Annotated in this window: 11 protein-coding genes; 3 read left to right on the forward strand and 8 right to left on the reverse strand. The window is 63.2% G+C overall.

What is annotated here, in order from left to right; all coding sequences use genetic code 11:
- Positions 1-21: 21 nt before the first annotated feature.
- The 7 genes from QEN71_RS39695 to QEN71_RS39725 all read right to left on the reverse strand — a co-directional run bounded on the left by QEN71_RS39695 (position 22) and on the right by QEN71_RS39725 (position 7,557).
- Positions 22-918, reverse strand: coding sequence for a type 2 periplasmic-binding domain-containing protein (locus QEN71_RS39695; RefSeq protein ID WP_201649468.1), 897 nt, complete (start codon positions 916-918; stop codon positions 22-24).
- A gap of 3 nt (positions 919-921) precedes the next feature.
- Positions 922-1,779 (reverse strand): HpcH/HpaI aldolase family protein, encoded by an 858-nt coding sequence (locus QEN71_RS39700; protein WP_201649466.1) that lies wholly within the window; start codon positions 1,777-1,779, stop codon positions 922-924.
- A gap of 40 nt (positions 1,780-1,819) precedes the next feature.
- Positions 1,820-2,806: a DODA-type extradiol aromatic ring-opening family dioxygenase gene (locus QEN71_RS39705; RefSeq protein ID WP_201649464.1), complete on the reverse strand. Its 987-nt coding sequence runs from the start codon at positions 2,804-2,806 to the stop codon at positions 1,820-1,822.
- Positions 2,807-2,885: 79 nt separating this feature from the next.
- Complete coding sequence (locus QEN71_RS39710; protein WP_377790555.1) at positions 2,886-4,166, reverse strand: MFS transporter; 1,281 nt, start codon at positions 4,164-4,166, stop codon at positions 2,886-2,888.
- Between the two features lie 140 nt (positions 4,167-4,306).
- Complete coding sequence (locus tag QEN71_RS39715) at positions 4,307-5,293, reverse strand: ABC transporter substrate-binding protein (RefSeq protein WP_201649461.1); 987 nt, start codon at positions 5,291-5,293, stop codon at positions 4,307-4,309.
- Positions 5,294-5,452: 159 nt separating this feature from the next.
- Positions 5,453-6,478, reverse strand: coding sequence for a porin (locus QEN71_RS39720; protein ID WP_201649459.1), 1,026 nt, complete (start codon positions 6,476-6,478; stop codon positions 5,453-5,455).
- Positions 6,479-6,933: 455 nt separating this feature from the next.
- Complete coding sequence (locus tag QEN71_RS39725) at positions 6,934-7,557, reverse strand: glutathione S-transferase family protein (RefSeq protein ID WP_201649458.1); 624 nt, start codon at positions 7,555-7,557, stop codon at positions 6,934-6,936.
- A 148-nt stretch (positions 7,558-7,705) separates the two neighbouring features.
- Between QEN71_RS39725 and QEN71_RS39730 the strand changes: the two genes are divergently transcribed.
- The 3 genes from QEN71_RS39730 (at position 7,706) to QEN71_RS39740 (ending at position 12,162) form a co-directional block, all read left to right on the forward strand.
- Entirely contained in the window at positions 7,706-8,599 is an 894-nt protein-coding gene (locus QEN71_RS39730; protein WP_201649456.1) for a LysR family transcriptional regulator, read from the forward strand.
- 94 nt (positions 8,600-8,693) lie between these two features.
- On the forward strand, positions 8,694-10,652 hold the full coding sequence (locus QEN71_RS39735; protein ID WP_201649454.1) for an aconitase family protein: 1,959 nt from the start codon (positions 8,694-8,696) through the stop codon (positions 10,650-10,652).
- Between the two features lie 67 nt (positions 10,653-10,719).
- Entirely contained in the window at positions 10,720-12,162 is a 1,443-nt protein-coding gene (locus tag QEN71_RS39740) for an MFS transporter (RefSeq protein WP_201649452.1), read from the forward strand.
- Between the two features lie 44 nt (positions 12,163-12,206).
- Here QEN71_RS39740 and QEN71_RS39745 read toward each other — a convergent pair whose 3' ends face one another.
- Positions 12,207-13,112, reverse strand: coding sequence for a LysR family transcriptional regulator (locus QEN71_RS39745; protein ID WP_201649451.1), 906 nt, complete (start codon positions 13,110-13,112; stop codon positions 12,207-12,209).
- Positions 13,113-13,212: the final 100 nt, after the last annotated feature.

A 13,212-nucleotide genomic window follows, 5' to 3' on the forward strand; every position in this document is an offset into this window, starting at 1 on the left:
TGTTTTTAAAGAGCGGTCGCCTTAGCCCAGGCTGCCCGTCACGTCGTCGAACAGTTCGTCGACGCTCAGCCGGTGCGGAATGATCTTCTGATCGAGCGCCCAGTCGATCGCCAGCTGAATGCCCTTGCGGTTCGCTTCGAGTCCGATGGGCGGAAACACGGCAGGCACGCCGCCTTCCGTCAGCGCGCGGCTTTCGACGATCATCCGGTACAGCTCGCGCACGATCTCGGGATGTTTCTTCGGCAGATCTTCGTGCACGACGAACATGTGATTGATGGGCACCACCCCTTCGCGCGCGAACCAGTCTTTCGCGGCGGCCTTCGCATCGGGCACGAGCGTGCGCACGCGTTCGTCCTTCGGCATGTCTTCGCCGAGCAGCGCCGCGCTCAGTTCGCCGTCGAGCATCATCTGCGGAATCGACGATCCTGCTGGCAGGCGCACGCAGTTGTTCGGATCGCGATACTCGGCGAGATGCCCGTCGCCGAGCGTCATCCACGTGACCTTGTCGAGATCGACGCCGTATTCGTGGCGCAGAATGCCGCGAATCCAGAGCGCCGTCGTCTGCGTGTAGGTGCACACGCCGACCGGCTTGCCTTCGATATCTTTCGGATCGAGATGACCGAAGTCGATGTTGAAGCCCGCGCAGTGATGCTGGAAGCGGCCCGAGATCGGTGTCGGCAACAGCACGTAGGGCTTGCCGTACGCCTTCGCCTGCAGGAACGTGACGATCGCCAGTTCGCCCGCGTCGAATTTGCTCTCGCGCACCATCGCCTTGAAGCCGTTGTGCGCGGGCGTGGGTCCGCAAAAGTCGAGATCGACGATATCCGAGGCGACGCGCCCTTCCTTCAGCGCTTTCGTCACGGGATACGTCGCCAGGTTGGTGCGCAGCGTCGGCACTTCGGTGAGCGTCGTTGTCATGGTTCAGTACCCCGCCATTTCGCGCGCCGCGCCGACGACGCCATAGCTCTTCACGGGCGCCGACATCAGGAAGCGATAACCTTCTTCGAGCAACCGCTTGTGATTCTTTGCGTTGACATGCGGATTGCCGACCACGACGTTGTGCTTGCGACAGGTCTCGACGATCTGCCGCATCGCGTCGGCCACGACGGGATGTTCGTAATCGCGCGGATAGCCGAGTTGCTGGCTGAGATCGCCTTCGCCGATCAGAATGAAGCCGATGCCTGGCACGTTCGAAAGAATATCGTCGAGGTTCTCGATCGCTTCCGTGCTCTCGCACATCAGGCCGACGAGAATTTCGCCGTGCGGCGCGAGCGGCCACACGTCGGCTTTCCTGTAGTACTCATCGGTGCTCAAGCCCCAGTAGCGCGCAGCATTCGCGGGACCATCGCCGCGCACGCCTTTCGGCTCGTACAACGGCGCGTGTTTAGGGCGTGCATAGCGGCACGATGCGACCGCGTTATACGCCTGCTCGACGGTCGAGATATGCGGCCACACCACGCCATACACGCCGCGATCGAGCACCTGCTTCGCGAACGCCTGATTCATTTCCGCGCCATTCGCGGGAATGCGGGCGATCGGCGTCACGCGCGCCGCCACCGAAGCGGACTCCGCGATCGCCTTGCGGTTGAGCATGTACTGCAACGCATCGCCGAGCGCCGACACGTCGTACGGGTTGTGCTCCATCTCGAAGACGATGCCGTCGTATGGCGCGTCGCTCATCTCGATGGCCGACTGCTTGTCCAGCTTGGAGAACGCGGCAAACGTGGGCTTGCCGGATTCGAAAGCGCGAATGATGCTGTTCAGGCGCGTGTCGCTCATGATCGTTGCTCTCTCGTGAATGAAATCGCGGCGGCGAAAATCAGTCGGCGGCTTGCCAGTACATGAAGCCCATGCCTTCGCCCGTGCCTGCCGGCGTGCGCCAGCACGGCACGTAATCGACCAGCGTCATCTCGGCGCCCGTTTCCTGCACGGCCTTCATCACACTCACGTAGAGCTTGATCTCCGACGTGCCCGACTGATACGAGCGGTCATCCACGGCAGCGAGACCGTCGTAGTCGTACTCGCCCAGCATCTTCATGATGCGATGATCGAACTCCTCGTCGTTGACGAAGTGCGACAGGCCGCCCGACGCGAAGATGCCCACGCGCACGTCCTCGGGCCACGCGGTGATCGCATCGCGCAGCACGCGGCCGAACTCGATGCAGCGCGACATCGACGGCTGCGTCGGCGGATAGAAGCAGTTCATGATGACGGGCACATGCGGCGGCGGATCGTCGCTCATGATCTGGTGATAGACGAAGCTGTACGCATGCGGCACGACGGGATACTCGGGCAGCGGCTTCATCCACACGTTGTCGGGCCACGCGAACAGATCCGTCAGATCGAAGCCTTCGTTCTGAAAATGCTGGATCAGATACGTCGCGAGCTGCGGATGACACTTGTGCGTGACATGGCGGTCGGGCGCATAAACGGGACGCTGCGGCGGACCGTTGTGCACGTCCTCCCCGCTGTAAATGGCGATCGACGGCGAGAAGTCGGTGAAGATTTCCTTCTGGTCCTTGCCCAGAATGATTGCGACATCGATGTTCGCGTCGCGATACGCAGCCGCCATTTTGTCGAGCGCGGCGCGGCAGCGCGCGGCACGCGCGGTGCGCTCTTCCAGCGTCAGGTATTTCTCGAACGCTGCTTCGCGATGCGCTTCCAGTTCGGGATACGTCCACGTCCGATTGCGATACCACAGTTCCGGATTGTTGCGGTCGCGCTCGCCGTTCTTGAGCCAGTCTTCCGGTGCCTGGCCGAGCATGCCGCTATGCGGCACTGCCATCCCGAATACGATCTTCGCCATGTAGTGTTTCTCAGTGAATTAACGTGTTTCGCAAGGCCGGATGCGCCGGCCATGGTGTGGTGTCCAGCGATGTGCGGGCTCAGGCCTCGCGCAGCGAACCGTGCGCTTCCGTGACTTTGGGCGCCCATTCGGGCCGGTACAGAATCAGCGTGGCCGTTGCGCCGACCAGCAGAAAGCCGAGAATCACCATCATCGGCAGGTCGTAACTTCCGCTCACGTGCAGCAGCCAGCCGGAGAGACTCGCGGCCACGCCGCCCGCGAGACTCGTCGCCACCTGCTGCACGCCCGTCACGAGGCCGATGGCCTGCTTCGGAATCAGCGTGAGACGCGACAGCACCAGGTTGTTCGCCGTGACGAAACCGAGCAGCGACAGCGACAGCACGTTCCAGAACAGCGCCATCTCGACGGATTGCGCATACGCGCCGAGCAGCACCGTGCATCCGCCGACGAAGCCCGTCACCGTGAACGCCTTGCGCACGCGGATCGGATCGTGTCCTCGCGCGATGACGCGGTCGGCGGCCCATCCCGCCACGGCCGCGACGATCGCGATGCCTGCGAAGCTGAAGAAGGTGAACAGCCCGGAGCGCGAAATCGACAGGTTGCGTTGCTCGACCAGATACGCGGGCATCCACGTCATGCAGAAGAACGTGAAGTAGCCGTAGCAGAAGTTGGTCACCATGCCGCCCCACACCACCGGGCTCGACAGGATGCTGGCGAGACTCACCGAGCGCGCGCTGCGGTTCTTCAGCGCGAATTCGGCCTTCGAAGGAAGATCGTTGCGCACCAGCAGCAGCCACGGCGCGAGCCAGAGCAGCCCGACCAGACCCGTCGCGATGAACATCACCTGCCACGAATAGTTGACGATGAACCAGGCCGCGACGGGCGCGCCGAGCGCGGGACCGAACTTGTTGCCCATCGCCAGGATGCCGACGGCCAGCCCGTTCTGGCTTTCATCGAAGTGGTTGCGGATCCAGCGATAGCTCGCCGGGATCACGATCGCTTCCGCCATGCCGACGACCAGCCGCATCACGACGAGGCCCGCGAGCGTCGTCACGGCGCCCATCAGTGCCGTCGCGATACACCACAGCGCGAAGCTGACGGCATACGGCCACTTCACGCCGTAGCGGTCGGCGACCCAGCCCATCGGCACCTGGAACAGACCATACGACCAGAAGAAGGCCGAGTTGATCCAGCCGCGATCGATATCCGTCAGCGCAAAGTGACGGACGAAGCCCGTGTCGGCCAGCGTCGAAGAAATGCTGGTGCGGTCGATAAACGACACCAGCACGCCGATCGCGAGGAGCGCGAGTATCGCCCAGCGGCTCACGGTGCCCGGTTGCCCGGATTTGTCTGTCTCCATCTGCATTGTCTTTTCCGTTTGTTTGATTCCGCGTGCTGCAACGTCACGCCGTCCTGCCGACGATCCGTCCGCGCTCTTCGTCGCTCAAGCATGCCAGAGCCGCCTGAGCCGTCGCGAGAGTCTCGCCGGGTACGCCCCGGTCAGCGGGCCGGCGCGCCATTGGGGTCCACGAACAATTCGCCGATCGACATGCGGCGCGGCGTCAGCCCTTGCCTGAACGCGGTGGCTTCGAGCGTCTCGATCGTCTTGAGGTTTTCCTGAAGACCGTACGGCAGCGGATCGTGTCCGACGATCTTGCGCAACTCCAGATACTTCCTGTCGCTGGCGGCGGTCGCTTCGCCTGCATCGAGGCGCGCGAGCCATTCCTTCTTCGCCTGCGCGAAAGCGTCGTAGATCGACTTCGCGATCCACGGATGCTCGGCCAGCACCGAATCCTTTACGACGATCGTGCCGTGCATCGGATAGACGCCCGTGCGCCGGTAGTAATCGGCTTCCAGTTCGGCTGCGTTGGGCAGCAGGTCCGGATAGTCCGCCTCGACTTCTTTCCAGCCGCCCGTCGGCGCGCCCGTGCGGCCGATGCCCGCCGCCGCAGCGAAGCCCGCCGACAACTCGCCCTTCTCCATCATTTCCGCCAGCGAGCTGCCCGCCGGTGCGTGAATCACGTTCGGCGGCAGCTTGAGCTGCGTCACGTGTTCTTCGTCATCGACCACCCACGTCACCTTCGACGAATCGAGGCCGAATTCGTCGATCAACACCTGGCGCGTCCACACGCCTGTCGTCACCGAGTACGCGCGCACGCCGACCTTCTTGCCTTCGAGATCCTTCGGCGTCGCAATGCCCGCGTCCGGGCGCACCAGCAATCCGCCGTGATGGAAACGCCGCACCACGAAAACCGGCAATCCGACGAAGGGCGCGCCATAGGCACGCGCGATGATGTAAGTCGTCGGCGCCAGTTCGCACACGTCGAACTCGACATCGCGCACCATGCGGCGGAACGCGCCGATTTGCGGCTGGACGGTGATGAACTCGGCGTCCACGCCTTCGATGGGAATGGAACCGTTGCGGATCGCCGACGTATGCGGATGCTCGGCGATTGCAATCTTGAGCGGGACTTTCCTGGTCAACATCCTCTCCTTGGGGTAGGTCGTCGCCGGCGGCACGATCCGAGGATCGGCGGATCAGCGCCTGGCGTAGCGTCTCGATGGGTTCAGAATATTGGACGGGCGCGCTCGTGTCCCTACACAAAACGCAGATTCAATGGCACTTTTGTCGACGGGCTCGCAGCGTCAGAACCGGTGCACCATGCCGACGATCACGCCCTTCACGTTGGCGCCCGGCGTCACGTCGATACCCGAATACTCGGTGCCGTTCAGCGTGAATTGCGCCTGGTTGCGGTTCTGGATAAAGCCCGCCGACGTGTACAGCGTGGTCGACTTGGACAGGAAGTAGGCGTACGTCAAGCCGACCTGCTGCGCGTTGTTCCCCTGGCCGGTGCGGTCGTGCGCGTAGCCGTACATCAGCGAGAGCCGGTCGAACGGGCTGAACGAGTACGAACCCGATAGCGAGTAGATGTCGAGCTTCTCGCTGTTGTCGGACTCGCGCTCCGACTGGTACGCGAGATAGACGCGCGCGGACTTCGTGCCGTACGACGCGACGGCTCGCAGCACGCGTTGCAGTGCGGTGCCCGACGCGTTGCCCTGCTGCTCGTAACCCGCGGCAACACGGAAGTGCCCGCTTACCCAGCGCGCGACGGCGTTGTAGAACTGGATGCCGTTCGTCGGTTTGGTCGTGTCGTCGCGCATCGCAACCGAGAACTGCGCGGTCAGGCCGTAGGCTTCCGGCGTGAAGTACGTGATCGCGTTGCTCGCGCGCACCGTGACGTCGTTGAAATTGTTCAGCGGCGACGCGATGCTTTGCACGCCGACGGCATCCATTTCGCGATTGAGATACAGATACTCGGGCTTCTTCTGCCGTCCGAAGCGCAACTCGCCGAAGTCGCCGGACAATCCGACCCACGCGAGGCGATTGAAGGCGTCGGCGGGATTCGATGCCTGGCCGTTCACCGCGGAAAAGCCTTGCTCCAGCTGGAAATTGACGTGAAGACCGCCGCCGATGTCTTCTTCGCCCTTCATCCCATACACCGTTGCGGCGAGTCCGCCGGATGATGCGCGAACGACTGCGCCCGCGCCGCCGTCCTGATATTCGATGCCGTTGTCGATGACGCCGTAGAGCGTGACGGACGATTGCGCGTGAGCCGTGCCGAGCGCGCATGCCGATATAACGGCAGATGCAAAGATGGCGAGTTTTTTCATTGTCTCCGGATCGATATGTAATGGTTGATGCTCGTCGGGTTGGCTCGACGAGTCGGCGTGCGAACTACGGGTTGCGAATTGCACGCACACACGCGCGCTGGCGCGGCGATGAGAACTGCGCGACGGACGGCAGAAAGCGAAGATGGAAGCGAAGCGCGAGAGGAACGATAGGCGAGGAAGGCGCGCGCGTCCCTAGATAAAAGTGATGTTCAGTGGGACTTTTGTGAGGTGAGTCGAAGCGCATGAAGCGCGTCGAACCGCGTCGCCGCCGCGCGTCGTACTATTGAACGCGGCATCGCGAACACTGCACCGGACACGCGAAGCGACATTTGCATCTGCTGGCTCGCGCCGGAAGCCTCGGCTGCACTCCACGCGTTTGTCGAAGAGATGAAGGCGTCAGGCTTCGTTGCCGACGCGCTGGCGTAAACGCTATTCCGCCCAGGCTACACCGCCCATCAAGGCAGCCCGTTTCCGCAATGCACCCCGAAGCCGGGACGTTCGCGCAATCGCTCGAAGTACCCGGATACTGCAGGAAAATGCGGGTGTTCGAACGGCGTGCCGAACCAGCGGTTGACCGACAGTGCGATCGGTATGTCGGCGAGCGAAAACTGCTTGCCAGCAACGAATGCGCCGGTTGCGCGCAACTGTTCGTCGAGAATGCGCATGTGGCGCGTCCAGTTATCGATCGACAGCGCGATCTCGCTCGCCACCTGATGCGCCGCCGACTGACGAACCAGACCGAGAAACGCATAGCTCCACGACCGGTTGAGATCGGCTGCCTGCCAGTCGATCCACTGATCGACCCGCGCACGCAAAAGCGGATCGGCCGGATAAAGGTGCGCGCCATCGTAGCGGGCGGCCAGGTAGCGGATGATGGTGTTCGACTCCCAGAGAACGACGTCACCGTCTCTGACGACGGGCACCAGACCATTCGGGTTCAACGAAAGAAACTCCGGCGTCTGCGTAGACCGGAATCCGCTTCCCCAGTCTTCCCGCTCGAAGGCCAGATTCAGTTCAGCGCACGTCCACAACACCTTGCGAACGTTGATGGACGATGCTTTTCCCAGGATCTCGAGCATGACGGAGAGAAGTGAGGTCGATGCGCGAGTCTAGGCTTCGTCGAATCTTCCGTTCAAGGTACAGTTCGGTGAATCCGCGCCGTTGCAGTTGCGTGCAGTTGCATCCTGGCGGCGACGGACCCGTCAAGCCCCCAAGGATTCCGGCAGCATGCGCATCGATCCGTACAGCCTGGAGCTGTTCATTTCCGTCGTGCAGGAAGGCTCCATCGCGCGGGCGGCCAGCCGCAATCACATCGCGCCTTCGGCATTGAGCCGTCGACTCGCCGATCTCGAAACGGCGATGGGACTTCCGTTGCTGATCCGTTCGCCGTCCGGCGTCGAGTTGACGGAAGCGGGCCGTCACGCGTTCGCGCGCGCGGTGTCGGTTCACGATCAGTTGCAGTCTCTCGCGCGCGAGGTTCAGTCGCTCAGCGGTCAGGTCGCGGGCGTCGTGCGTCTGTATGCGAACGCGTCGGCGATCGTCGGCTTCCTGCCCGAGCGACTGAAGGCGTTCCAGGCGCGCTATCCGCTCGTGCAGATCGCGTTGACGGAACAGATCAGCGACGAGGTGATCCGTGCCTGTGTCGACGATCGCGCAGACGTGGGCATTTCGGCGAGCGGCGAGATACCGGGCGGTCTCGAATCATGGCATTTCGCCGACGATCCGCTGATGGTCGTCGTGCCGCCCGGCCACGAACTCGCCGCGCTCGAAGCGCCGTCGTTCAACGACGTGATCCGCTTTCCGCTCGTCGCGTTGCAGGCGGGCGGTTCGCTCGATCAGATCCTGAAGGAACGCGCCGATGCCGCCCGCACGCCGCTCGATCTGTCCGTGACGGTCAACAGTTTCGACGCGCAATGCCGGATGGTCGAGGCGGGGCTCGGCATCGGCATCGTGCCGACCAGCGCGGCGTCCGCGTTCGCGGGATCGCATGGTTTCGTGCGTCGGCCGCTCGATGAACCGTGGGCGCGCGCTCGCACTCTGCGGGTTCACGCGCTGCGGAAGTCGTCGCGCCTGAAAGCCGTGCAGGCATTGATCGAAGCGCTCGCCACGAACGAGGGTTAACGAGGACATCGCGATTCGCGATGCCCCCTTTGCCAATCGAGCACTTCATTGCCGCCGTCGTCGCCGTCTAGATTTCCGTTGAAGGAGAAATCAGATGGCGACACTGGAATTGACGGGCCGGATCCTGTTTCTTTGCGACGATCCCGAACGCGTCGAGCGGCAACTCGGCGGCGTCGATCTGACGCAAGCGTCGGCGGGCACGTTGCGCGACGACGTATCGACGGATGAGATCACGCCGATGAGCGTACTCACGCGCTTCGACGAACGGCTCGGCCGCTTTCCTTATCTCGGCTTCCGCACGGGCGGCCGCAATCCGATCGGTGCCGACGCGATCCGTGCAGGCGGCTTCTGCGTGACGGTAGCGGGCAATCGCTACGGCAAGGGTTCGTCGCGCGAACATAGTCCGCTTGCGGAATATCGCGCGGGCATCCGGCTCGTGATCGCGAAGAGCTTCGAGCGGATCTATCGGCAGAACGCCGACAACCTCGGTCTCTTCACGTCGACGGACTTCGGGCTGATCGAACGCATCCGGCGCGGCGAGCCGGTCGACATCGAAGAACTCGTTGCGTCGCGCGACAACCTGTCCGCGTCGATCCTGCGCAGCGGCGGGTTGCTGCGCTACGGCGCACGGTACATGCGGACGATCGAACCCGCCGCAAGCGCCGTCGATAATTCGCCGCGCACGCTCGCGCAAAAAATCCTGGAACGTCACGCGCTGCGCACGGAAGGAACGGGCGAATCGCTCGCGCCCGGCTCGGGTGTCTTCGTGCGCGCCGACTGGCGCTTCATCCACGAGTACTACACGGGCATGGCGACGCACATGCTGCACGCGACGTTCGGCAAGCCGCTGTCGCTGCATCAGCCCGACAGCATTCTCACGTTCGAAGACCATCTTTCGTATTCGCACAAGAGCGAACTGCACATCAGGAACGGCTTGCTGCCCGACGTGCGGGAATTGTCGGCGGCACACCGGCAGTTCGCGCAGGACTATGCGCTAACGAACCACGGCTATCTGTCCGAATCGGGCAGCGGCATCGACGAAGGCTCGGAAGGCATCTCGCACGCGATGATGGCCGAGCGCTACGCGTTGCCTGGCCAGGTGATCGTCGGCACGGATTCGCATACGCCGCATAGCGGCGCGCTGGGCTGCGTGGCGTTCGGCGTCGGCACCACGGACATGGCGAACGCCTTCGTCACGGGCGCCGTGCGGATGACCGTGCCGCAATCGCTGCGCGTCGATTTCAACGGTCCGATTCCGCCCGGCGTGACGGCAAAGGATCTCGTGCTGCATCTGCTCGCCGAGCCGGCGATCCGTTCAGGCGCGGGCGTGGGCAAGGTGTTCGAGTTCGCGGGCTCGGCGATGTCGCAACTGACCACCGACGAACGCACGACGCTCACGAACATGACGGCGGAACTCGGCGGCTTCACGGGCCTCGTCGCACCCGATGCCGAGACCGTGCGCTTCCTCAAGGAACGCCGGGGCATCGACTTCGTGATCGAACCGTGGATGCACAGCGACGCGGGCGCGTCCTACGCCGACGTCATCGAGATCGACTGCACGCGCATCACGCCGATGCTCGCCGCGCCCGGCGATCCCGGCAACGGCGTCGCGCTGAGCGATTTGGCTGAGCGTCCGCACGTCGATATCGCTTATGGCGGCTCGTGCACGGCGGGCAAGCGCGAGGACTTCGACCACTATCACGAAGTGCTCGCGTGGGCGGCGGCGCGCGACCTGCGCGTGCCGGCGGACGTAAAGCTCTATCTGCAGTTCGGCACTTCCGACGTCAGGGACTATTGCGCAGAACGCGGCTACCTCGATGCGTTCGAAAAGGTTGGCGCGATCCTGCTGCAACCGTCGTGCGGCGCATGCGCGAACTGCGGACCGGGATCGTCGACGGATGCTGGCGAAGTGACGATCAGCGCGATCAATCGAAATTTCCCGGGCCGCTCGGGTCCAGGACAGGTGTGGCTCGCGAGCCCGCCGACTGTCGTCGCGAGCGCGCTGGCTGGCCGCATCGCTTCGTTCGCGGAATTGCAGGCGCAGTACGCGTGAAGCATCGGTCGACAGGCCGCTTCACGAAGTTGTTGAACATTCAAAACTACGAGATTTGGAGACAGACATGACAACTCTGGAGGGCGCCTCCCATCTACGCGCCACCGATCACCTCGCACGCGCCGACGCATCGCAGGCGGCGGGCACGGGCGAAATTTCGGCGCGTCTCGACCGGCTTCCCGGGACTCGCGCGGTCTGGAAGCTGATTCTGCTGCTGAGTCTCGGCTTCTTCTTCGAACTCTACGATCTGCTCTTTACGGGCTACATCGCGCCGGGGCTCGTCAAAAGCGGCATTCTCACGCCGACGACGACGGGCCTGTTCGGCACGTCGGGCGTCGCGAGTTTCATCGCCGCGCTCTTCTGCGGACTGTTCATCGGCACGATCGCGTGCGGCTTTCTCGCCGACCGTTTCGGCCGACGCGCGATCTTCACGTGGTCGCTCCTCTGGTACGTCGCGGCGAACACGGTGATGGCGTTTCAGGACACCGCGAGCGGTCTGAACCTGTGGCGCTTCATCTCGGGAATGGGCATCGGCGTCGAGCTGATCACCATCGGCACGTATATGTCCGAACTCGCGCCGAAGCATCTGCGCGGGCGGGCTTTCGCGATCTGCCAGACGATCGGTTTTTCGGCCGTGCCCGTCGTCGCGTTTCTTTCGTATCTGCTGGTGCCCGCGATGCCGTTCGGCATGGATGGCTGGCGCTGGGTCGTGCTGCTCGGCGGCATTAGCGCGCTGTTCGTCTGGTACTTCCGGCGCAACCTTCCGGAAAGTCCGCGCTGGCTCGCGAGCAAAGGGCGTATCCGCGAAGCGAATGAAGTGCTTGCGCGTCTCGAAGAACAGGTCGAGCGGCAATACGGACAGCCGCTGCCCGAACCGGGCGCGCCCGATCCCGTTCCGCGCAAGGCCACTTTCGCCGACATGTGGAAGCCGCCGTATCGCAAGCGCACGCTGATGCTGATCGCCTTCCACATCTTCCAGACGGTCGGCTTTTACGGTTTCGCGAACTGGGTGCCGACGCTGCTTGTCAAGCAAGGCATCACGGTAACGTCGAGCCTGCTGTACACGACGATCATCGGGCTTGCCGCGCCGCTCGGGCCGCTCCTCGGCTACTGGATCGCGGATCGATTCGAACGCAAGCACGTGATCGTCGGCATGGCGGCGCTCAATATCGTCAGCGGGCTGCTGTTCAGCCAGGCGGCATCGGCGGTTGCGATCGTGACGCTCGGCGTGCTGCTGACGCTGGCGGGCAACATCATCTCGTTCACCTATCACGCGTATCAGCAGGAGCTGTATCCGACGGCGATACGCGCGCGTGCGGTGGGCTTCGTTTATTCGTGGAGCCGGATGTCGGCGGTGTTCAGTTCGTTCGTGATCGCGTTCACGCTGAAGGAATTCGGCGTCACGGGCGTGTTCGTTTTTATCGCCGGAGCGATGGCGCTCGTCATTGTCGCGATCGGATTGATGGGGCCAAGAACGCTCGGCAAATCGCTTGAAAGCATTTCGCACTGAGCGATTCGGTGTGAGCCAGCGGCCGGTTTGACCGGCCGCTGTTTTCACGTGCCGCACGCGTGAATCAGAAACTGCTGTAACGCCGTCGCCGGGCCGTTCAGCTGCGCGCCCTTCTGCCAGATCATGCCGGCGTCCATCTGCGGCACGGTGTCGAGAACAGGCCGCGCTTCGATGCGATTCCCTTCGAGCGACCACGGACGAAACACCATATCCGACAGCACGGTCACGCCGAAACCGTGCGCGACGAGCCCGCGCAGCGCTTCCATCGAACTCGTGCGAAACGCGATGTTCGGCTCGAGTCCCTTCTTTTTCCAGTAACGCAGCGTCGACTGCTCGCCTTCATCGACGGTGATCAGGATGTACGGATGCGCCGCGATGTCTTTCAGCGACGGCGCGTCGACCTGCGCGAGCGGATGAGTCGGCGCGACCCACAACTGCCGCCTGGAACGGATCAACACCTGGCTGCCGAAGCGGCTCAACTTCTCGATATTCGACAGCAGCACCACGCCGATATCGACATCGCCGTCGAGCACAGCCCGCTCGATATCCACGCGCTCCATATCACGCAGATCGAATTCGATGAACGGATACGTCGCGCGAAAACGCGCCAGCAGTTCGGGCAGGAAATAGCCAAGCACCGTATAAGACGCGGCGATCCGCACGGTGCCGCGCATATCGTGCGAACGGAACGGCGGCTTGTGCACGGCGTCGCGCGCGGCGTCGAGCACGCGCCGTGCGTGATTGTAGAAATCCTGGCCGTCGGGCGTGAGCGTGACGCCCTGCGGCAGCCGCTCGAAGAGCCGCGTACCGAGCCCGTTTTCGAGCGCGAGCACGGCATTGGTGATCGCCGATTGCGACACGTGTTCGTTGGCGGCTGCCATCGAAAACTGGCCCGTTTGCGCCGCCGCCGCGAAGTAGCGCAACTGCCGGAGTGTGAGATCGAAAGCCATCTGATTTTCGAATACCAGAATTGTCTATTTGTGATTTTACGATAGCAATTCGGCTTCCTATACTCGCGAAAAATCACGATTCCCCGGAGACAGCCCCGCC

Origin of the sequence: Paraburkholderia sabiae (assembly GCF_030412785.1) — a bacterium.
GTDB lineage: Bacteria > Pseudomonadota > Gammaproteobacteria > Burkholderiales > Burkholderiaceae > Paraburkholderia > Paraburkholderia sabiae.